Source organism: Paenibacillus lactis, assembly GCF_017873605.1.
Lineage (GTDB): Bacteria > Bacillota > Bacilli > Paenibacillales > Paenibacillaceae > Paenibacillus_AQ > Paenibacillus_AQ lactis.
Genome location: NZ_JAGGKI010000017.1, coordinates 1 through 22,699 on the forward strand (window position 1 = coordinate 1; position 22,699 = coordinate 22,699).

Annotated in this window: 16 protein-coding genes; 8 read left to right on the forward strand and 8 right to left on the reverse strand. The window is 54.5% G+C overall.

Translation table 11 applies throughout. The features are described 5' to 3' along the window. Positions 1-134: 134 nt before the first annotated feature. Genes chrA through chrS form a run of 3 tightly spaced genes read right to left on the reverse strand, consistent with a single transcriptional unit; the run spans position 135 to position 1,798 of the window. On the reverse strand, positions 135-677 hold the full coding sequence (gene chrA, locus J2Z18_RS23870; protein ID WP_028404480.1) for a chromate efflux transporter ChrA: 543 nt from the start codon (positions 675-677) through the stop codon (positions 135-137). Continuing rightward, positions 677-1,276 carry a chromate efflux transporter ChrB gene (gene chrB, locus J2Z18_RS23875; RefSeq protein WP_276825314.1) on the reverse strand — a complete coding sequence of 200 codons (600 nt, stop codon included), beginning with the start codon at positions 1,274-1,276 and terminating at the stop codon, positions 677-679. The genes chrA and chrB overlap by 1 nt, the downstream gene beginning before the upstream one ends. A gap of 39 nt (positions 1,277-1,315) precedes the next feature. Next, positions 1,316-1,798, reverse strand: a complete 483-nt coding sequence (gene chrS, locus J2Z18_RS23880; RefSeq protein ID WP_007131608.1) for a chromate efflux transcriptional regulator ChrS — start codon at positions 1,796-1,798, stop codon at positions 1,316-1,318. Positions 1,799-2,318: 520 nt separating this feature from the next. On the opposite strand from chrS, the gene J2Z18_RS23885 reads away from it, so the two are divergent. The 4 genes from J2Z18_RS23885 to J2Z18_RS23900 all read left to right on the forward strand — a co-directional run bounded on the left by J2Z18_RS23885 (position 2,319) and on the right by J2Z18_RS23900 (position 11,633). Continuing rightward, positions 2,319-3,398, forward strand: a complete 1,080-nt coding sequence (locus J2Z18_RS23885; protein ID WP_210095461.1) for a CapA family protein — start codon at positions 2,319-2,321, stop codon at positions 3,396-3,398. 440 nt (positions 3,399-3,838) lie between these two features. Continuing rightward, positions 3,839-9,949: a phosphodiester glycosidase family protein gene (locus J2Z18_RS23890; protein WP_210095462.1), complete on the forward strand. Its 6,111-nt coding sequence runs from the start codon at positions 3,839-3,841 to the stop codon at positions 9,947-9,949. A gap of 350 nt (positions 9,950-10,299) precedes the next feature. Beyond that, entirely contained in the window at positions 10,300-10,644 is a 345-nt protein-coding gene (locus tag J2Z18_RS23895) for an antibiotic biosynthesis monooxygenase family protein (RefSeq protein ID WP_007131611.1), read from the forward strand. Continuing rightward, positions 10,644-11,633, forward strand: a complete 990-nt coding sequence (locus tag J2Z18_RS23900) for a Gfo/Idh/MocA family protein (RefSeq protein WP_028404483.1) — start codon at positions 10,644-10,646, stop codon at positions 11,631-11,633. The genes J2Z18_RS23895 and J2Z18_RS23900 overlap by 1 nt, the downstream gene beginning before the upstream one ends. 155 nt (positions 11,634-11,788) lie before the next feature. Here J2Z18_RS23900 and J2Z18_RS23905 read toward each other — a convergent pair whose 3' ends face one another. Further along, the gene (locus J2Z18_RS23905) at positions 11,789-12,337 is read right to left on the reverse strand and encodes a GNAT family N-acetyltransferase (RefSeq protein WP_007131613.1); all 549 of its coding nucleotides are present in this window, start codon (positions 12,335-12,337) and stop codon (positions 11,789-11,791) included. Between the two features lie 358 nt (positions 12,338-12,695). Between J2Z18_RS23905 and J2Z18_RS23910 the strand changes: the two genes are divergently transcribed. Then, entirely contained in the window at positions 12,696-15,596 is a 2,901-nt protein-coding gene (locus J2Z18_RS23910; protein WP_028404484.1) for a family 10 glycosylhydrolase, read from the forward strand. Between the two features lie 84 nt (positions 15,597-15,680). Here the strand turns inward: J2Z18_RS23910 and J2Z18_RS23915 are convergent, their stop codons facing one another. Both J2Z18_RS23915 and J2Z18_RS23920 read right to left on the reverse strand, forming a co-directional pair. After that, the gene (locus J2Z18_RS23915; protein WP_007131615.1) at positions 15,681-17,321 is read right to left on the reverse strand and encodes a PH domain-containing protein; all 1,641 of its coding nucleotides are present in this window, start codon (positions 17,319-17,321) and stop codon (positions 15,681-15,683) included. After that, on the reverse strand, positions 17,314-17,796 hold the full coding sequence (locus tag J2Z18_RS23920; RefSeq protein WP_028404485.1) for a PH domain-containing protein: 483 nt from the start codon (positions 17,794-17,796) through the stop codon (positions 17,314-17,316). Before J2Z18_RS23920 ends, J2Z18_RS23915 begins: the two co-directional genes overlap by 8 nt. Before the next feature lie 301 nt (positions 17,797-18,097). On the opposite strand from J2Z18_RS23920, the gene J2Z18_RS23925 reads away from it, so the two are divergent. From J2Z18_RS23925 to J2Z18_RS23935, 3 genes are all read left to right on the forward strand, one after another. Beyond that, positions 18,098-19,117 (forward strand): helix-turn-helix transcriptional regulator, encoded by a 1,020-nt coding sequence (locus J2Z18_RS23925; RefSeq protein ID WP_312889670.1) that lies wholly within the window; start codon positions 18,098-18,100, stop codon positions 19,115-19,117. 39 nt (positions 19,118-19,156) lie between these two features. Next, on the forward strand, positions 19,157-19,807 hold the full coding sequence (locus J2Z18_RS23930) for a GyrI-like domain-containing protein (protein ID WP_007131618.1): 651 nt from the start codon (positions 19,157-19,159) through the stop codon (positions 19,805-19,807). A gap of 316 nt (positions 19,808-20,123) precedes the next feature. Next, complete coding sequence (locus J2Z18_RS23935) at positions 20,124-20,795, forward strand: pectate lyase (RefSeq protein ID WP_028404486.1); 672 nt, start codon at positions 20,124-20,126, stop codon at positions 20,793-20,795. A 95-nt stretch (positions 20,796-20,890) separates the two neighbouring features. On the opposite strand, the gene J2Z18_RS23940 is transcribed toward J2Z18_RS23935, so the two are convergent. Next, positions 20,891-21,715, reverse strand: a complete 825-nt coding sequence (locus tag J2Z18_RS23940) for a carbohydrate ABC transporter permease (RefSeq protein ID WP_007131620.1) — start codon at positions 21,713-21,715, stop codon at positions 20,891-20,893. Between the two features lies 1 nt (position 21,716). Further along, a complete protein-coding gene (locus J2Z18_RS23945) occupies positions 21,717-22,667 on the reverse strand; it encodes a carbohydrate ABC transporter permease (RefSeq protein WP_007131621.1) in 951 nt (316 codons plus the stop codon). Between the last annotated feature and the right edge of the window lie 32 nt (positions 22,668-22,699).

Below are 22,699 nucleotides of genomic sequence, written 5' to 3' on the forward strand. Positions count from 1 at the left end.
ACGGTTTATTTAATACCATTATACAACATTAACGCGGTGTCGTGTTGAATTAAATTCACAAGAAAATAGCTGTCGAGACTTTCTCGACAGCCTGAAGGCATCCCCAAAGATGGGATGCCTTTCTAGCTGCTCGCTCACACCACCTGCGACAGCACCAGTCCGCCGTAAGCGAACGCGGCTACGATGACGATCGCCGGGTGAATCTTGCGGATATTCATCGCCCAGAAGGCGGCGGCCGCGATGCCCAGGGATTGCAGAAGCCCGATGGAGATGACCGAGCTTTTGCCCATCTGCCAGGTCAAGGTCAGCATCATGATCGCGATGACCGGCTGGACGAGAAGCGTCATGCCTTTGACGACCGGGGACGTGCGGTACTTCTGAAGCAGGTTCAGCAGCCAGATTAAAGCGGCGGCGGACGGGATGACGGTAGCTGCGAGGGCGATCACCATGCCTACCCAGCCGGAGACGCCATAGCCGACGAAAGCGGCGATTTTGGTGGCGATCGGCCCCGGCAGCGCGTTGCCGAGCGCCAGCATATTCGAGAAATCCGGATCGCTCAGCCAACCGTGATGCGTGACGATTTCCTTATACATCAGCGGGATGGAAGCGGGGCCGCCGCCGTATCCGAGCACGTTGGAGATGAAGAAGCTGATCAATAGCTGAAGCCAGTCTTCCATCAGGCCGATCCCTCCTTATCCCCGCGCTGCTTCTTAAGCTTAGCCACGACTTTGAAATGTACGGTACCGTAAGCCAGGAACAGGACGATCACGATGGCGGGGTGAAGCTGGACCGTCTCCAGCAGCAGAAACGAGATCACAAACAGGCCAATGCCGACATAAATGCCAAGTCCCTTGACGGCCTTCTCCCCGAATTCGTAAGCCATCGTGCCCAGCATGACGGCAATGACCGGCGTTACGCCGGCAATCATCCCGGCAACGATTTTGGAGCTGCTGAGAAATGTCACGGCCGAAAGCAGCGCAACCATGGCAATACAGGTTGGGAAAATGTGGGCGATCACGGCAATGATGGCGCCGAGCACGCCCTTTTCCCGGTAGCCGAGATAGGCTGCCATCTTCGTGGCGATGGGACCGGGGAGCGCATTGGCAAGGGCCAGCACTTCGCCGAACTCGTCATCGTTCATCCAGTGATACCGGACGACCGCCTCGTGGCGGATGAGGGGGATGACCGAAGGTCCGCCGCCATAACCAAGGATTCCGGTTCGGAACATGCCGATGGTCAATTCGATGTAGGGATTGCTGCGGTTGTTAGAGCTCACGATATAAGTCCTTTCTTTCGTAAAGATAAACACACGGCATCAGAGTCTGATGCCCATCCGGCTTTTATAACGCTTGATGAGGATCTGCGTATCTACGCTCGTAATGCCCGGCAGCGGATACAGCTTCTCATTTAAAAACATTTCCATCTGTTTATGGTCCGTAAACAGCCCGTGCATATGCAGCTTGCTCGGCCCTGTCATATGGTACAGGCTTGTGACGTGTGGCTCGTTCTCCAAAGCGTCCGCCACCTGCTGCAGATGCTTCGGCTCAACCTCCACGTTAAAAAAGGCGGATACCGCGATTCCGACCTTCTCCGGATTGATTACCGCCGCAAACCGCTCGATCACGCCGCTGTCCATCAGGGCGGTGACCCTTGCCTGCACCGCTACGCGGGACAGCCCGACCTCCTTGCCCAGATCCGTGTATGAGATTCGGCCGTGCTTGCCGAGGATGGAGATGATTTTGCGGTCCGTTTCGTCGATCGGGAGCGAGGCGTAGGCCCCTTCGGAATGAACATCCATTGCGATCAGCTCCTTCTTTTTTTTTATGAATATGTAATGCATAACAGCTTAAATGACAACAAAACGAAATCGAATGTATCATTTTGATTACGATATGTTTAAATATATAAGCAATTGATTTCACTTTCAATATTTCTCTTCCGAATTGAAACTTTTTGCCCGCGAATTCAGTCTAAATCTATGAAATATTAAAGATATAAGTTGCAATTAAGAAAACGATGCAGGCGAGGGAGTAAAATGATTCCGAAGAAGTGGAACGGTCGCCTTTGGTTTCAGATTTCTACCGTAATAAGTTCTATTAAATCATGAAATCTGAAACCAACAGCGATTGTAGGAACATTTTACGTACTTGCCCTAATATACATTCATTTGTTCAACTTATACAGAATGGCATTCATTGGAGGGAGATCGTTCTATTAATTGGATGAATTAATAGAATTACCCTTTTCTATCAATTTATGATAGAATACTCCGGTGAAGAAATGGCTTCATAGGATTTCATAGAAAGGCGGCAGCTTAGATGAAGAAATTAATCGCCCTCATTCTGGTATGCGCAATGCTGCTCCCTTTTTCCATCGTATCCGCCGCGTCGGCTGGCGGGACCGGGACGGCCACGAGCAAGACGAGTGCAGCAACCAAGACGAATGCTTCCAAGAACGAGCCGATCGATCTCGTTTTTGTCGGGGATATTTTGCTGGACGGATATGTGGGGAACCAGATCGAACGTTACGGGAATCTGTATCCGTTCAAGAAGGTGGCTCCTATTTTGAAAAAAGCGGACATGGCCTTCGCCAACCTTGAAACGCCGGTGTCCGTCCGCGGCAAGGCCGCGAACAAAACCTTTGCTTTCCGCTCCAAGCCGGATACGCTGAAAGGCCTCGTATACGCAGGGATCGACGGCGTAACGCTGGCCAATAACCACATTCTGGACTATGGCCAGCAGGCGATGCTGGACACCATCACCCATCTGAAACGCCAGAAGATCGGGTATACCGGCGCAGGCCGCAACATCGACGAAGCGTTCAAGCCGTATGTACAGACGGTCAAAGGGAAGAAGATCGCCGTGTTAGGCGTCAGCCGCGTGCTGTCGGACAACTCCTGGATCGCCGGCAAGAACCATCCGGGGGCCGCATCCGCTTATACGATGGAGCCGATGCTCAGCCAGATCAAAAAGTCGGCGAAGGCGAATGACTTTACGATCGTTTATATTCATTGGAACCAGGAATTCGCCGATTACCCTGATGATTACGCCCGGAGCATGGCGAAGAAAATGATTGACGCGGGAGCGGACATCATCGTCGGTTCGCACAGCCACACGCTCATGGGAATTGAGTATTACAAGAACAAGCCGATTTACTATTCGCTCGGCAATTTTGTCTTCAACCGCTCCACGCGCGGCGGAGACAAGACGCTCCTGTCCATGATGGTCCATTTTGAAATTCAGGGCTCCAAGATTACGAGCCGGATCACCCCGGTGAAGATTCTCCAGGGCCAGCCGAACCTGATGGACAAGAAGTACAACAAGGAGATCATCGCGAAGCTGAACAAGCTTTCCTATAATGCGAAGATCGATGCCAACGGCAATGTAACGAAGAAGTAACGAGCCTTGCGCAACTTTAAGAACAACCGCAGCCTTTCGTGGCAGCGGTTGTTTTTTTGTGTCTGATCGGATCGTGTAGAGGCAGAGGGGAGCGAAAGGCGTCGAATGACGGCAACCCGCCCCGACGTAACTCCTTTCCATGATTCTACAATTTACGCGATTACGGCATGAGGGCAGAAATTCCTGCACAAATAATAAAATTTTATTTTATAAAATATATTGTATTTTGAAATTAAATTTCAATATGATTAGAGAAAGAGGATTCCGCTAGCTTGGCGCAAACGCCTCTTTCAAGTTTTTAAGAGAGTTAACTTCGGATTTACAGAGAAAGGAGGTGGGCTTAACAAGTCGCCGTTATACTTCCGTATGCAAGCCCGTTATTCGGGCGGCCTTCAAGCATGAGGAAGCACCCCTACAAGAACGAAGGAGGAATTGATGATATGTTTCGAAGGAAGAAAAGAATATCTTCACTGCTGAGCGGTGTGATGTTCCTTTCCCTGCTGTTTCCCGCCGGTGCGCTTCAAGCGTCGGAGCCGGCGGCAGCAGCTGCCCCATCCGGCCTTATTGATATGCGGCAAATGGAGATTGGACCGGGCGCTACATATACTTGGATGAACATGCATAAGGGGAGCGGGGAGCAGAAGGTTCATATGGTGGAATTCGATCCGGTGCAAGGACAGCTTGAGCTCCAGCCCGGACTAACCGACGGCAAGGTATACGGCATGCAGGGCGTGAGCAAAATGGCAGCCGATGCCGACAAGGAAGGCAACCGGGTGATTGCCGCCGTCAACGGGGATTTCTACGATATGTCGACGGGCATCCCGCTGGGGTTGTTCATGGGAGACGGAGAGCTTCTGACCGACCCGCCGAACGGCAGGAATGCTTTCGGCATCCGGCAGGACGGGACAACCTTGTACGGGAGCCCCAAATTAACGAAGACGGTCCGGATTGGCGGGACCGATACTGGCATAACGTCCATCAACCGTCTGAGAGGGACGGACGCACTTGTGCTGTATACCGAAAAATTCAACAAGACGACGATGACGAACAGCCTGGGCGATGAGGTTGTTCTGGATATCGTCAGCGGGCGGGCTGCAAGCGGTGAAACCCTGGTCATGAAGGTCGCATCCGTTCACAAGGACCGGGGGAATTCGCCAATCGGACCGAATCAGGCCGTTCTGTCGGCTTCGGGCCAACAGCGGGCCAAACTCGCGAATCTTCAGCCCGGCGATGAAGTGACCGCCCGGTTCGAGCTGGAGGACGCCTGGAAGGACGTGACGATGGCCATCGGCGGCACGGTGATGCTGGTCAAGGATGGCATCGTGCAGCAGCATGCGGATCCGGCCATTCACCCGAGAACGGTGGTTGGCACGAAGGCGGACGGCTCTGTCGTTCTGTTCGAAGTGGACGGCCGCCAGCCGGGCTTCAGCGAAGGCGTCAATTACATCCAGCTCGGCGAGATGCTGCAGGAACTTGGCGTTGTTAACGCGCTCAATCTGGATGGCGGCGGCTCGGCAACCTTCGTCGCCCGCCTGCCGGGAGAGACCGGACGCAAGGTGCTGAACTCCCCTTCGGACGGCGGAGAACGCAAAACCGCGAACGGCATTCTGCTCGTGAACAAGGCGCCGGAAGGACAAGCGGAGAAGCTTGTCGTATCGCCGAACCTTGCACGGGTGCTGACGGGATCGTCGGCGGTATTTACGGCAGCGGCTGTTGACGCGAACCTTCATCCCGCGGCGATGCCGGGCACGCCAGTATGGCAGGCCGATTCTGCATTCGGGAGTTTCGACGCCAATGGCAGATTCACAGCGGGCAGCCAGCCGGGAGAGACGGAAATAGCCGTTCAATCGGGATCGCTGAGGGGCAGTGCGAAGCTGGAAGTCGTTGATCAAATAACGGAGCTATCCTTCCGGGATGAGGTGATGACCTTCCCGTCCGGCTCCACGAATACATTAACCGTCACGGCCCTCCGTAACGGTCAGGTCATTCAGGCCGACAACAGCCGCTTTGAGTGGCGCGTCGAAGGCGATATCGGAACCATTGACGGCACCGGCACGTTTACGGCTGCCGATAAACAGAATGTGAGCGGCAAGATCTATGTTAAATACGGCAGCGTGGAGACCTCCATCGATGTGAACGTCGGGCTCCCGCCGGTTATGCTGGAGGATTTCGAGAATGGCCTTGGCCGGTATAAGGAAAGCGCGGGCGCGCAGTTTAAGTCGACCCGGGTATCGGTCGAGACGGACGATACCTATGTCCGATCCGGCAGCGGCGCGTTGAAGCTGGAGTATGATTTTACCGGCATGACGGGGACTTCCGGTGCATATCTGCAGACGAACAGCGCGGCAGACAATATCGAAATTCCGGGCTATCCCGAGAAGATCAGCATGTGGGTGTACGGCGACGGCAAGGGGCATTGGCTCCGGGCTCAGCTTCGGGACGCTAAGGGAAATATCCCGTTGAATTTTACCGATGAGAGCGACGGCGTGAATTTTGTTGGCTGGAAGTACCTTGAGGCTGACGTGCCGAAGGGAAGAACGCTTCCGCTCGTCATGGACATGCCTGTCCGTTATATGGAGACCAAGGCGGACAAGAAGGATGCCGGAGCGATCTACGTGGACGAAATCCGGGCATTGTACGGCCCGGCTAACGACGATATTGAACCGCCGGTTCTCAAGGGCTTCTCGCCTGCCGCCGGCGAAGAGATCACGAAGAATACGCCAACGATCACGGTATATGCGGAGGATGCGGGCTATGATCCTTCGAAGCATCCGGGAACGACGCTAATCGATCCGGACCGGATTCGCTTCTATGTAGACGGCGTGCTTGTGCAGCATACGCTGTATCCGCCGGAAGGAAGAATCCACTATACGCCAAGCGTTCCGCTTGCAGACGGCATCCATCAAGCGAAGGTGACCGTCCGCGACCTCTCCGGGAATCAGACGACCAAGGAGTGGCATTTCACGATCAATACAGGCGCAGACGCAGCAAAGATCGTGTATGATACGCCGGACACCGTATACTTGGGGAACAGCTATACGCTGGATATCGGCGGCGTCAACACGTCCCGGATCCGCAGCGGACATATCGAGTTCCAGTTTGATCCGATGAAGCTGGAGAATGTGCGGCTCATTCGGGGCGACAAACTGGATTCGTCCCAGGTATGGGCGGATATCGATCAAGCGAAAGGAACGGTTAAGGTGACCTGGAAGGACATCCATACCGCATCCTTAAGCGATGATGATGTGATCGGACGGATTGGGTATGACGTGAAGAAGGATGCGGAAGGTAGTAGCGTGATCTCGCTGAAATCCGGCGCGCTAACCTTGACGGATACGGGGGATACGGAGTTTACGTTCTTCGGCCTCCCGATCACTTCCAAGATTGCTGCACATTTGGCGCTGAACTGGAATGAAGAGGGAGCCGTCGAAGGCTATGAGACGGTATTCCACGTAACCGACGCCCAAGGTGCCGCTGTTCAAGACGTGCAGATTACGGCGGACGGCGCGCTGATCGGCACGACGGACACGGCCGGCGAGCTGAGGACAAACGCGTTAACATCGCAGATCAAGACCTATACGGTTCAAGCGGTGAAGGACAATCAGTACAGCCCGGCTGTGGCGTTTAAAGTCTCTCCGTTGTCCGGAACCGAGACGCCGACGAACATCAGCGTTGGCATGGGGGCGGATCCGGCATCCTCGCGGATGTTCAACTGGCATACGCACCCGGCGATCGAGCATACGGTGGTTGAGCTGGTGAAGCAATCCGAATTTACCGGGTTTGATGCGCCGAACGTACAGACAGTCAGCGGGACAAACGAGCTGTACCACACGCTCGATCTGGGGACGGTTCGTGTCCATAAGGCCGAAGCCGGCGGCCTGGAGCCCGGAACGGCATATGTATATCGCGTTGGGGACGGCCAGGGCCATTACAGTGAACAAGGCTCGTTTGAAACAGCGTCCTTGACGGAAGAATCGACCAAATTCTTGTACTTTGCGGATTCTCAGGCATCCACCGCGAAGGAATTCGAGCTCTGGGGCCAGACGATTGACAAGGCTGCAGGCGAGCATCCCGATGCGGAATTTATGGTGCATGCCGGGGATATGGTCGATAAAGGCTTTTTGGAAGCGCAGTGGAATGACTGGTTCCGGGAGGCGCAGCCGCATTTCCTGAATACGACGCTTGTATCGGCGATCGGGAACCATGAAGTGATGGGATCGAAGGAGAACGGCGATTTTCTGGCCCATTTCAACCAGCCGGGCAATGGCTTGGACAGTCTGAAGGGCACGAATTTCTCGTTCGATTACAAAAACATTCATTTCATCATGCTGAATAGTGAATATGAGCTGGAAGAGCAGAAGAAGTGGCTTGAGCAGGACCTTGCGGCCAACAACAAGGAGTGGACGATCGCGATCTTCCACCGCGGCCCTTACGGAAGCATTTATGATTCCGCCGAGGTACGCAATCAATGGGCGCCGGTTCTGGAGAAGTATGAAGTGGATCTTGTATTGAACGGGCATGACCATATCTATGTCCGCTCCTATCCGATGAAGAATCTTGCCATTGCACCGGACGGCAGCGGAACGACATACGTTGTGGCCGGCTCGACCGGGCCGAAGTTTTATTCCCATACCGAACGGGGCTGGCACCGGGTTGTGGATGAAGAGAAAACCCAGATGTACGCCTCCGTGGAAGTGAAGGGAGATGAATTGCGGTTCGTTACGAAAACGCTCGGCGGCCGCCTCGTCGATGAATTTACGCTCACCAAATCCGGAACGCCGAAGCCGAAGCCGGAAAGCATCGTCGTATCGCCGAAGCAGCTCAAGCTTGCCGTTGGCGACAGCCGTCAGCTGGCAGCGGAAGTGAAGCCGGACGGCGCAGAAGCTTCGGTTACGTGGTCAGTGTACAGCGCCGAGCCGCAGCAAGCCGTCAGCGTATCGGCGGACGGAACCGTGACCGCCATCGAGCTTGGCGAGGCCATCGTTCGGGCGACAAGCACCGTATCGCCGGAAGTCTTCGCGGATGTGCGGATTATGGTCGGTAAGGAAACGGATGTCTCCCTCGAATCCATCCGTTTCAAAGGCAAGCCGGTGCTGAGGGTTGGCGACACCGACCAGACCGTGACGGAGGCCGTATATTCGGACGGCAGCCGGATCCCTGTCATCGAGGGCGTGACGTATGAGAGCAGCAAGCCGGAAGTAGCCTCCATTGATGAACGCGGGACCGTCCGGGCGCTGGCTGAAGGAAGCACGGTGATTTCGGCAACCTACGGAGGCTTCAAGTCGGAGTACGGCTTGAAGGTCATCCGAACCGGCGGAAATCCGAATCCGAATCCCGATCCTTCGCCGCCGGTGGACCCTCCGGGCAAGCCTCCAGTGTTCCCACCGGTAAAGCCGCCGGTGATACCGCCAAAACCGCCGGTTACCCCGCCTCCGGGCAGGATTACTGTAACGGCTGAGGAATTGGCCGACAAGCTGGTAAATGGTCAGGCTGTGTTGACGGTGAACGGCGAATTCGAGGAGCTGATCCTGCCGGGCAACGCGGCTGAGCTGGTTAAGGAAGGTTCGATCCGGGTTGTGGCTAATCATATGACAATCACGATCCCGGGCGAAGTTCTTGCTCAGCTGCGCAGACTTGAGCAAGGGAATGAACCGGACAAGGGCTCCATCAAGCTGAGCAGCGAGAAGCTGAAGGAGTCCGCAGCCAATCAGCGGATTGCAGATGCTGCCCGAAGAGAAGGGGCACAGCTGAGACAGATTGGAGCTTTGTACGAGCTCGGGTTGGAATGGGTGTCCGCGAACGGTACGGCCGACAGCTTGAAGGAATTCGACAAGGCAATCATTTTAGAACTACCGCTGCCACCTGGTACCGGTGGAAGCAGAGTCTCCATCTACTATGTTTCCGACTCTGGAGCACTGGAGTATATTCCGGGGATCTTGAAGGACGGCCGCATGTCGGCACCGATCAAGCACTTCAGCGCATATGGCCTCCTGCAGTACGAGAAGATGTTTGCCGATGTGCCGTCAACGTTCTGGGCCGAGGAAGCGATTGGAGACTTGGCTGCAAAACAGCTGATCAAAGGCGTTTCCGCGGAACGCTTCGCCCCGGCCCAGAAGGTAACCCGGGCTGAATTCGCGGCGATGCTGGTCCGGCTCCTGGGCATCCAGGCTGAGGGGCCGGTGCCGTATAGCGATGTCACCCCCGGCAAGTGGTATGCGGACGCAGTTGCTGCTGCAGCCGATGCAGGCATTGTCTATGGAACGAGCGGCGACCGCTTTGCTCCCGAAGCGCCGATCAAGCGGCAGGAAATGGCGGCCATGCTCGTTCGTGCCTACGCTTATGCGGTGAAGCAGCCGAATGCAGCGGACGTGACCCGCAGCGGTTTTGCGGATATCGCCGGATCTCCTGACTGGGTACAGGAGGCCGTTAATACGGCATATGCCCTCGGCTTCATCAAGGGACATACGCCAAGCCGCTTCGCACCGGAAGGACTCGCGACACGTGCGGAAAGCGCGCAGGTCATGTTCAATCTGTTGAATAAGCTGCAGTAATCACGGATGAACCGCCCTCCCATCTCCTTGCAGGACTGCAGGAGTGGGAGGGCGGTTCTTTCGTATGTATGTCCCGGACCTCCTATAAGTGCCGGAGATGCGATCCCGGCCTGGGCAGCGGAGGACAAAGCACAGGCAGCAGTGAAATGAATCGTACCCGGGAAAATCGCTCCCGCAAACAAGGCCTGCTGCGGCCGCCCGGACGTTCGGAATCGAGGCGGCGGAAAATTTTAGATATTTTCATGCGGCAAACTCCCTTATAATGAAAATCAAAGGCCAAGAGAGGCGCCTTCAAAGATACTTTACTTAAAGAAGGCCCTTGATGGCCCGATGAAAGGAGCTTGAGGACCATGCCGTACGCCAAAACGCCGAGCCCGCCTTATTATGCGTGCATCTTCGTATCGGAGCGTACCGAGGGGGACAACGGTTATGGAGCGATGGCCGACAAAATGGTGGAGCTGGCCTCCCGGCAGCCGGGCTATTTAGGCATCGAATCGGCGCGGGATACGTCTTTGGGCATCACGGTCTCCTACTGGGAGTCGCCGGAAGCCATCGCCGCCTGGAAGGCAAATGCCGCTCACCAGGTTGCCCAGAAGCGGGGAAAGCAGGAGTGGTATCAGAGCTTTGCACTAAGAGTATGCAAGGTGGAAAGGGATCATTTTTTTGACCACAGCACACACGAGGAGGAGTTATGATGCAGCAATCGAAAATCAAATGGGGGATCATGGGGACCGGCTGGATCGCCCAGCAATTTGCCTCCGATCTGGCGCTTGTCAGCAACGGCGAGGCGCTGGCGGTCGGGTCGCGTACGGCGGGAAGCGCCGCTGAGTTTGCTTCCAAATATGACATTCCGCGGTCATACGGAAGCTATGAGGAGCTGGTTCGGGACCCTGACATCGATGTCGTCTACATAGCCACCCCGCATCCGCTTCATCACGAGAACGTCCGTTTATGTCTTGATACGGGCAAAGCCGTATTATGCGAAAAGCCGTTCACCATCAACAGCCGCGAGCTGGAGGATCTGGTCGCCGCGGCCCGCGAACGCAAGCTGTTCCTGATGGAAGCGATGTGGACGCGGTTCCTGCCGCCGATCGTGAAGGTGCGCGAGTGGCTGAAGGAAGGACGGATCGGCGAAGTCCGCCTGTTGAAAGCAGATTTTGGATTCCGGAGCGGCTGGAACCCCGAAGGGCGACTCCTTAATCTTCAGCTTGGCGGGGGCGCGCTCCTGGACGCAGGCATTTATCCGGTATCCTTCGCATCGATGATTTTCGGGGCCGAGCCCGATCAAATATGGAGCACGGCACATATCGGGGAGACGGGCGTAGACGAGCAGTTCTCGGTGATCTTATCCTATGATTCCGGCAAAACCGCTTCGTTAAACGGGGCGATCCGCCTCGGCATGACCAATGAAGCCCACATTTTCGGAACGAACGGACATATTCATATTCCCTCCTTCTTGAACGCCAAATCGGCAACGCTTCACGTCGACGGCGAGGACACCGTGCATTTTAACGATGACCGCAAGGAGATCGGATATGCTTTCGAGGCTTATGAAGTGGGCCGTTGCCTGGCCGAAGGGCAGCTTGAGAGCGATGTCATCCCCCTGAATGAATCTGTCGCGATTATGAAGCTGCTGGATCAAATCCGGGGCCAATGGGGCTTGAAGTATCCTTCGGAAGGTTGAGCCAGGTCAGCTTATAGATAGAGCTAAAGGGAAAGGGCATCAAATTGGCCGACGGATAGCAATGAACAAGCAGTGCGGAGCAGCCCGCGCTGCTTTTTTGCCATTGAGACCCTCAGTGGATAGATTGATACTGCGGCATCGACTATTGCCTTCCCTTATATTTCCCAATATTCTTGTGTGATGCTGTATAGATTATGATGCTCCCAAACGCCATTTATTTTAAGATAGTATTCCGAAAAACCGTCATATCGAAATCCTGCTTTCTCTAAAACACGAATAGAGGCCTTGTTTCGAGGCATAACCCCGGCTTGTACCCTATGTAACCCTCCAGGTCCAAAAGCGAATTTTAATGCTAAGCGAACAGCTTCCGTGGTGTATCCTTGTCCGTTATATTGCTCATCCAAGAAATAGCCCAGTGTGCAGCTTTCCCACGCTCCACGGACTACATTGCTTAAATTGACCCGTCCAATGAGATTATTATTGTTTTTCAGGAAAATCCCAAACCCGTATCGGGAACCATTACTCCAATCGTGTTGCACTTTCTCCAAAATGCTTCGCTGCCCCTCTACCGTGTAGTGAGAAGCGGGAGCGGATGGTTCAAATGGTTTAAAGAATTCCCTATTTCGAATTCGTAAATCGAGTAACGAATTAAGGTCATTCAATTCCAATCGACGAATATAAATGCGGTCAGTATCCAATCTCATTCTCTCACCTCAACATAAATCACTTCTTAGTTAATCTGCCAAATGGCGTATACCATGCCTTAACATAGCCTTATTTTAAGAGCGCTACACATGATTTACAACGTTCCCTGCGAGCGACTACGACGTCTACGCCATCACTCTTCCAAATTCCTGCCGAATCTCTAAAATTTTATTTTATAAAAACTATTGAAATTTGAAACAAAATTTCAATATGATAGAGGCAGGATGATCGTTGGTTTTATTTCCCTTCGGTTTTCCATATCACGCGTAGGAGGTGGGCGGCAGCTCTCGATGAAATCGGATGGTTGTCATTACCAATATTCCACGATGTTTAGTGGCAAGGAGTGAATTAGTGAATATGAACACCTCAAGGAGCGTTCAACGAAGCAAATCCTTTTTGTCTTTGGCTTTGGCACTGGCTGTCATGATCAGTTCGGTATCCGTGTGGGGCAGTCCTGGAGCCGCTTACGCAGACGATGTTCCGAAATCGCTTGTTATCGAGGAGTTTGAAACCCCCGGGAATTTATCTGCCTCCGCCGTCAGGGGGAAAGCCCAGCTGGGGATGATCAGCCATCCCGATCCGGTACATTACGGGTATCATGCTGCGAGTTTAACCTATGATTTTGTCGGCAGCGAGTCGGGCACGTCGGCAGCGTATCTTAATTTTAAAGACCTCGACGGCTCGGCCGGCAGAAGCGTTCCGGGCACTCCGAAAGCGCTCGGCTTATGGGTATACGGGGACGGCGGGAATCACTGGCTTCGGGCGCAGCTTCAGGATGCGGCAGGCGGCAAGCACGCCGTTGACTTAACCGCTACCTCGGGATTCAGCTGGAAAGGCTGGAAATACGTCAAGTTTTCCGTTCCATCCACCATCAAGGCTCCTCTCAAAATCAATCAAATTTATATCACCGAGTTAAAAGATACAAATAAAAACAGCGGCACGGTGTACTTCGATCGATTGACCGCATTCTACACCGATTCCCAGATCTACGGGCTCGATATCGGCGGTTTGACGCCGATGGGCGTCGGGGAAGCCATCAAGCCACAGATCTATGCGACGTATGCCGGCGAGTCCGAACCGGTGCGACTAACCTCAGGCGTGAAGCTGACGAGCAGCGACGAGACGATCGCTACGGTTATGGGAGCTACATACGACACGATTGAAGCGCTTTCACCGGGCACGGTTACAATTACGGCAGAGTACGCCGACGCGCCGAAGGCTCAGCTGGAGCTGCATGTAATGGCAGATGCTCCTTCCCCTGACCATTTGCTTGTATCCGGTCCGGTTCATCTGGAAACCTCGGTTACCGGCGCCTTGAGAACAAGCGTGGTTTATTCCGTTTACGGTACGGCGATGGAGCCGGTTCTGCTGGCGGAGGGGGTTGCTTATGCCAGTGACCGTCCGGACGTAGTTACCGTGGATAGCAGCGGAGGCCTGCAGGCCGTCGGGAAAGGCACTGCGGTGATTACCGTTTCTTATAAAGGAGCAGCCGCGCAGCACGCGATTACGGTCACCGATCCGGTGCCTGTTCTGCAGAGCATTGCACTGCAAGGATTAACCTCGGTGACGGTTGGGGATTCGTTCGAAACGTCCGTCTCGGCGACCTATTCGTGGATGGACGAGCCGATAACGATTACGGAAGGCGTTGCATTTACTAGCAGCAATCCGGCAGTGGCATCCGTCGATGAGAAGGGGGTTGTAAAGGGCTTGAGCATCGGTTCATCACGCATCACGGCGACTTATGAGGGGAAGACCAGCTCGCTCTATATCATCGTGAACAAGCAGGCTGAGCATCCGAAAGCCGAGATGAGAGCCGCCTGGATTGCCACCGTTGACAATATCGATTGGCCGGCCAAAGGGGTTACCGATCCCGAGCAGCAGAAGCAGCAGTTCATCCAGCTCCTTGACGAACTGGAAGCCGCCGGGATGAATGCGGTCATCATGCAGATCAAGCCAACGGCGGATGCGTTCTACCCGTCCGAGTACGGTCCATGGTCCGAGTGGCTGACCGGCGTCCAAGGCAAGGACCCGGGCTACGATCCGCTCGCTTTCCTGCTGGAGGAAGTGCATAAGCGCAATATGGAGTTTCATGCCTGGTTTAACCCGTACCGGATCAGCCTTCAAGGAGATATCAACAAGCTTGTAGCCGATCATCCGGCAAGGCAGCATCCGGAGTGGGTGGAAGCTTACGGTGGCAAGCTGTATTTCAATCCGGGCATACCGGAGGCGCAGCAGTTTATCCTGGACGGCATTATGGAGGTTGTGAAAAACTACGATATCGATGCGGTGCATTTTGACGACTATTTCTATCCGTATCCCGTAACGGGCGTTGATTTCCCGGACGAGGATACGTATGCCCAGTATAAAGGGGCCTTCACGAACAAGGCGGACTGGAGAAGAAACAATGTGAACCAGTTCATTCAGAAGGTCAGCCATGCGATTAAGCAGGAGAAGAGTTATGTGAAGTTCGGCATCAGTCCGTTCGGCATTTGGAAGAACAAGTCCAGTGATCCAAGCGGGTCGGAAACGAATGGACTGGAAAGCTACAATGCCATTTACGCCGATTCGAAAAAATGGGTTGAAGAGGAATGGATCGACTATATCACGCCGCAAATCTACTGGAATATCGGCTACTCGGCTGCCGCCTACGACAAGCTGATCGAATGGTGGAGCGATGTGGTCGCCGGTCATAACGTGCATCTGTATAGCGGGCAAGCCGTATATAAAATCGGGACAACGGCCGAGTGGTCCAATCCGGAGGAAATGCCGAATCAGGTGAAGTATAACCGCAGCTTCGAGGAAGTCCGCGGCAGCATGTACTTCAGCTCGAAGTGGTTCGCCGAGAATGCGCTTGGCTTTACGGACCGGTTGAAGACAGATCTGTACCGGTATCCGGCACTGGTGCCGGCCATGCCGTGGCTCGATACGGAGGCTCCGTCCGCGCCGCGGAAGCTTAAGGCCAATAAGGCTCATGGCGTAAACCTGAGCTGGGAGCCAGCCGGGGACGAGACCTACTATGCGATCTACCGGTTCGACGGGGGGAATGCCGGCAGCATAGACGATCCGGCAAACCTGCTGGGCACGTTCAGAAGAACCGGTAACGGGACGCAGCATTTCTCGGACGACACGGTGATCAAGCATCAGACCTATACGTATGTGGTGACTGCCATTGACCGTCTTCATAACGAAAGCGCGGCGACCGCCGCCCTAACGGTGAAAGCCGGGGGAACCGGCAAGCCGCCCGGAAAATCGAAGTAACCGGAAACACGGTACCTAAAAGCATGGAGCGACCTGAGTAACTGAGAAAGAAGTGCCTGAATGAAAAGAGAGAGATCAGCTTTGTCACGAAGCTGATCTCTCTCCTTTTTTGTTTTGGAACCAAGCCCAGACGGCCATGATCTCCCGTTCGTCCATCCCGACGAGGCTCTCGTTAATGTCGCTTAATATCATCTTCACTTGAAGGGACAGCAACCCCCGTCTTCGCTGTCTTCGTGTGCCGGTAACCTCGATCGCGATGATCTGCGGCCGCCGGATATATTTCGTGGAAAGGGCCAGGAACCTGCTGCGAATCGTAAGCTGCTTGCCGGTAATGTTCAGGCCGGAATCGCGGTGGGCCGCCAATCCCCACCCTATGGCAAACGGGAACAGGAGCAACGAGAGCATGCCGAGCCAGCCGAAGTACCAGATGCATCCGATGCTGACCGCAGCGGCAAAGGCCAGCTTCCACCGAAGATACATCCATTTCGCATGGGGCGGCGGCGAAGCCGTAATGGCCTGAACGCCCAGCTGGGGCGTGACCCGCGCGAGCAGCTCCGGAATGTCCGCGGTTTTTATCAGCGGGTGAAGCATGAAATGCTTCTCCGATTCGGACGTAAGCACGTGCACCTTCACTTCGGCATAGCCGAACCAGCGGCGGAAGATGCCTTCTTTTACCGTGGCAGCCAGCACCCGTTCGGGGGAAAACAGCAGCCTCTTTTTCTCGAGCAGACCGTAGCTTACGGAGATTTGCTTGCCGATCCGTTCTACGGTAAACCCGGCGTATTTAATCATATACAGAATGACGGACAGCAGCCAGGCCAGCACGACGGCAAGTATGGCAATGCCTGCCCAGTGTCCCGGGAGAATCCGCCCTGCCGATTGAAACAGGCTTTGGTATATTTGATCCGGAAGCAGGTCATCCGCAAACGATATGATACCGCCGACGAAGGCCAAAGCCAGGGACAAATTCGGGGAAGACAGGGCAGCGGTAAGCAGACGGCGAGACGGCAGCTGAAGCAAAATGCTCCGTTCTTCCGGAGAGACCGATGCAGGCGGAATAACGTTACCGCGGTCGTTAGGGTAGCCGCCGTCGCTGCCTGCTCCCGGCGTATTTCCGGATGCTTCAGCCTCATCCCGTTCCCATGACGCCATGCGTTCTTGTGGGGAAGTGCCTTCGATCATCTGCTCCGTACCATCCGCATTGACGATGTCGCCGTCAGCAAGTGCTGCCACATCGTGCGTTTGCGCTGCAGGCCGATCCGGCTGCAAGGCCCGTGTCCGGTCCCGGAGCCAAAGCTGAAGCCGTTCCGCTTCGTGGTCCGTTACGGCTGGAAGCACACCGCCATCCTCTGATTTGCCCGGCGTCTCGATGCGGATCTGCGTCAGCCCGAGCAGGCGCTGCAGCAGCGGCTGCTCGGTATTCATCGTATGAATTCGTCCGGCATATATGGACAGCTCCTCCCGGAATAACACGCCGCGCCGTATCAGGATTTTGTCCTCTTCCAGCGTATAGGCAAACCGTTTCCAGCGTAAGTATCCGTACAGAAGCAGAAGGGCTGCAAGGGCGACAATGCCGGCGGATAACCAGTACCATGGGACATCGTCCAGGGATTTTCCGTTAAAGAACTTGATCGATACAAAAGCAGCGAGCGGTACGAGCGATTTGACGCTGTTCACGAGCGGAAACAGAATGTAAAGACGGTGGAGCCTGCTTGCTTCATTCATCATGATCCACCACTTTGGCCAGCTCGCCGATCTGCTTCTTCAAAGTCTCCGCCTCTTCCAGCTTGAGCGCCTGGATGACGTGCGTGGTTGCGGCGGTAACTACCTTGACTTTGGCAAGTCCGTATTTGCGGAGCAGGGGTCCCCGTTCCAATTCAACGTGCTGCACGCGGGTCATCGGAACGAGCGTATCGCTCAGCCAAATCCAGCCGGATCTAAGCTCCAGCTCCTCTTCGCTGACCCGGAAGCCAAACTGCTTATAGGTGAAGGCCGGCACCGACCAGGTAAACCAGGCTCCTGCCAGCAACAACCCGATAGCGATCCACCCCGGCAGCAGGGTCCAGCCGAAGATGCCCGCAACGACGAGATAAGCGATAGACGCTAACAAAATGACCCCGTCGGTAATAAAGCCTGTCAGGCGTGAAATGGTAACAGAGTCGGGGTGACACCGGCGCATGGCGTCCATTCGATGATCCATTGTTGGTTCCTCCTCGATGTTTTGAGAATCAGGCAGTTCTGATGACATATGAACTTCTATGTAATTGTTTACGCTTGTGGGAAGCCGTCCGTTTCATCCTGCCGACCGAATACTGTAATGTCGCGTCCGTCTTATAATGGTTCATGTCTGTCATTATAGCATCCCGACTTGAATGGCTTGTGAACCTGACTTAACGATTGCATTAACAGGCAGCGGTTCCGTTAAGCTCGAATTAAGATTAGACAGCGGCCGGGAGCGGCTTTTTTGTATAATGGAAGGAATCGGACAGGAAAGGACATGAATGATGAAAATCGATCGTTTATTAACGATAACCGTACTGCTCTTGAACCGGGGAAGATGGAGCGCCAGCGAGCTGGCCGAACGCTTTGAAGTCTCCGCGAAAACGATCTACCGCGATATGGATGCACTTTGCCGGGCAGGGCTGCCGATCGTTGCCCATCAGGGCACATCCGGCGGATTTGAGATGATGGAGCAATATACAATTGACCGGTATTGGTTGACGGCAGAGGAGATGGGTTCGCTAGTGACCGCTGTCAAAGGAATGAGCCGTGCGCTGGATGACCGCGAGCTGGATATGCTGCTTGAGAAAGTGAAGGCGCTGCTTTACAAGGTAGAGCAGGGCTGCGGGAAAGGGGATGCATATGAACATGGCGACGTAAAAAACGGACCGGGAAGTGATCGGAGCAGGCCCTCTGTCGTTATGGATTTTCAGCCTTGGGGACAGCGGGAAGGTTTGAAAGCAACCGTCAGCCTTCTGAAGAAGGCGATCCAGGAAAAGCGAACCGTATCGATGCGTTACATCGATTCATCCGGCACGGCCGAGTGCCGAACGATGGAGCCGGTGTCCCTCATTTTGAAGGGAAATGTGTGGTATGTGCAAGCCTACTGCCTGGAGCGTGAGGATGCCCGGGTGTTCCGGGTGTCGCGAATGCAGGATGTAAAGCTAACGAACCATCATTTCGAGCCGAGGCCGATGCCCTTGATGGAACGGATGGACTGGGAGGATGCCTGGTCGGAGGTGCCGGAGCAGGAGGTTGTATTATGGTTTGGGCCGAAGGCTCGCCGGCGGGCAGCGGACGTGTTCCCGGCAGAGCAAATGGAGCTCTTGGAAGACGGCTCCTTCCGCGTGCGGGTCATTCATAAGGTGGACGAATGGTTTTACGGCATGGTTCTCAGCTTTGGCGACCAGGTTATAATCGAGCATCCCGAGGAAGCCGCACAGGAGGTCAGGAGAAGGGCGGAAAATTTGTTGAACCGCTACGGCAACCCGGACAGGCAGCTGTCCACGTTCCCCCTTTAGAATAGATCATAGATTCAATTCTTAAAGGAGGGCGTCATCATGAATACAAACATCGGCAGCCAGAAGAAGCGCCGGATCGAATCCAGACCGGCTATGTCCGTATGGGGAGCGGGTGCAAGGACGACAAACGAAGCGGAGGCGGGGGCAAACGGCGTGATTCCCCGGTTATGGGAGCATTATTTCCGGAGCGGGATCAAGGAGGTTGCCGGCAGTGATCAAGCTGTCTATGCGGTATATACGGATTACGAAAGCGACGCTTCAGGTGCGTATACACTCGTCATTGGCCATGAAACGGAAGGAATCTTCGGAGATGGGCAGGGCAGCGAAGAGGTTGAGCACGTTAGGCGTGCGGAAGGCCAGAGCATAGAGAGCATAGAGAACGTAGAGCGCGTAAAGGACGTAGAGAGTGTAGGGCGTATGAATCGTGCAGGGAGCGCAGACGTCGCTAAGCGCGAAGAAGATGGAGCTATTGTAGAGCGCAGCGTCTTTATACCGGAATCCAGATATTTGGTATTCCCGGCGAAGCCGGGTCTGTTCCAGGAAACGGTGCCGCAGGCCTGGCAGGAAATCTGGAGTTATTTCCAGAATGCCGAGGAAGTACGAGCCTATTCGGGAGACTTTGAATGTTATCGTTTCCAGGCGGCTGATCCTGCCCATCCCGTCGTCGAGATCTATATTGCGATTAAATAGCCGAAGAATGTGAAATCCCAAGCCGTCCTCGTGTTAGAGGGCGGTCTATTGATGATAGAAACGATAGAAATGAGAGGATTCGATCATTTTGTAATAATCATTATATTTTACATAAAATGTTTAATCGACGACCTAATATGATGATTATACCTGTTATGGAATAAATTTGATATCTTTGGCTTGCGGGTATCAGCCCGAGGTGCACATCGGTACTAGTACGATATCCGACTTCGGAACGGAAGGGGGCGGTATTTTTCAGGCAGATGCATGGCAAAAGGATGAATTTGTTGAAAAATGAAGCGAAAGGATGAGGATGATGAAAAAATTTCTAAGCATGATGTTATGCGCAGGCTTGGCGATATCGTTGTATGGCGTCCAGCCATCAACGGCTGAGGCTGCCACGGTAGTGAATGAGACGATCCGCGTGGAGGCCGGTCAGACCTTCGACGGCAAAGGCCAGACCTACGTGGCGAATCCGGACACGCTTGGTGACGGCAGCCAGGCCGAGAACCAGAAGCCAATCTTCCGGCTGGAAGCGGGCGCGACACTGAAAAACGTCGTGATCGGCGCGCCTGCGGCAGACGGCGTCCACTGCTACGGAAATTGCACAATCACAAATGTCACTTGGCAGGATGTCGGCGAGGATGCGCTGACTCTGAAATCGTCCGGTACGGTCAACATTTCGGGGGGAGCGGCGTATAAAGCGTACGATAAGGTGTTCCAAATGAACGCGGCCGGAACGATCAACATTCAAAATTTCAGAGCGGACGACATCGGAAAGCTGGTTCGGCAGAACGGCGGCACGTCGTATAAAGTGGTGATGAACGTGGAGAATTGCGACATTTCGAATGTGAAGGACGCGATCCTGCGAACGGACAGCAGCAGCTCCACCGGGCGAATCGTCAACACGCGCTACTCGAATGTGCCGACGTTGTTTAAAGGCTTTGCTTCCGGGAATACAACCCAATCGGGGAATACGCCGTATTAACCTGATGCTGGACTAGCTATGCAACGGGAAAAGCTCCTAAGCGTCTGCCATGACGCGAAGGAGCTTTTAAGTGCCGAAAACGGCGTTCCCGAAGATTATTTAAACCCTGTTAAGGCGGATCCGGATTTCATGAAGTATTTCTGGCCGAAGAAGTAGATCAGAATCATCGGGACCGCCATGATGGTGGAAGCCGCCATCAGTTTTTCCCACTGGGCCCCGTGATCCTGCTGGAAGCTCTGCAGGCCGACGGTGATCGTCCACTTGGCCGAATCGTTCAGATAGATCAGCGGGCCCATGAAATCGACATAGGACCACACGAAGGAAAACAAAGCGACGGTGGCTAGAGCCGGCTTCAGAATCGGCAGGATAATCCGGGCGTATATCCGCAGCTCCGAGGCGCCGTCGATCTTGGCCGCCTCCGACAGCTCCATCGGCACGCCGAGCAGAAATTGGCGCAGCAGAAAGATGAAGAAGGGAGCTCCGAAGAAAGCGCCGATCGTCAGCGGCACGATAGTATTGACCCAGCCAAGGTTCGTAAAGATGATATACTGCGGGATCATCTGGACCTGAGCCGGCAAAATCATGGTTGCCACCACGATGGTGAATATGACCTTTCTCCCTTTCCACGGGATCCGCGAGATCGAGTAGGCTACGAGCGGTGCGGACAACAGCTGCCCGATAATGTTCAAGATGCAGATCAGGAACGTGTTCATCATATATTTCGTGAAGGGGATCGCCTCGACCGCCGCTTGGTAGTTCGACCATTGGACCTTCTCCGGGAAGATCGTCGGCGGAAACTTCAGAATCTCCTCCGGCGTCTTGAGCGAGGTCATGACAAGCCATAGGAACGGGAACAGGAATACGATTGATAGCAGGATAAGCAAGACGTACGGCAGCACGGCTTTTAATCTGACGGCCACGTTACTCACCTCCATAATAGACCCAACGGCCCGATGTTTTGAGCAGCAGCAGCGTCATCAGCAGCACGATGATAAACAGAATCCAGGCCAGGGCCGACGCGTAGCCCATCTTCAGAAAAACAAAGGCTTCCTGGTACAGATTGACGGCATAGAACAGAAGCGACTGTTCCGGTCCGCCCAAGGAGCCGCCGTCCGCTTTGCCGCCAGCCAGAATATACGATTCGGTAAAGATCTGGAATGCACCGATGAGTCCCATGATGAGCTGGAACAGAATGATTGGCGACAGGGCAGGGAGCGTAATCTTCCAGAAACGATGCCAGGCGCCCGCCCCATCCACCTGCGCCGCTTCATAGTACTGCTTCGGAACGCCCTGCAGGGCGGCCAGGAAGATCAAGGCCCCGGCTCCTGAGCCCCACAGACTCATCAGAATCAGCGAAGGCTTCGTATAGCGCGGATCCAGCAGCCAGGCAGGATCGGGCAGGCCGAAGGCCCGCAGCGCCATATTGACCAAGCCGAAATCGGGGTTAAGCATCCAGGTCCACAGCAAGGCGCTGGCGACGATCGGAATGACGGAGGGAAGGTAGAAGATCGTCCGGTAATAATTGATTCCCCTTGCCTTGAAGTTCAAGACGACGGCGATCAGCAGCGATGCCGCCAGCGTAATCGGCACAGATACGAAAGCCATGAAGAACGTGTTCCCGAGAGAGGTGTAAAAGCGGTCATCCTGCAAGATATTTTCGTAATTTTGCAGTCCCACCCACCTAGGCGTACTGAACAGATCGTATTCCGTCAGGCTCAAATAGAGCGAACCGAAGAACGGATACACAGTAAAAGCCAGAAAGCCGACGATCCAAGGCGAGGCGAATGCCAGGCCGAGCCAAAAGTACCGGCGTTCCTTCCTCGACCAGCGGGCTTTAGGTCTTGGTGAATGTACGGGTGCGGAGGCATTCATCTTCGCGTACTCCTTCCATTTCGAAGATCGTA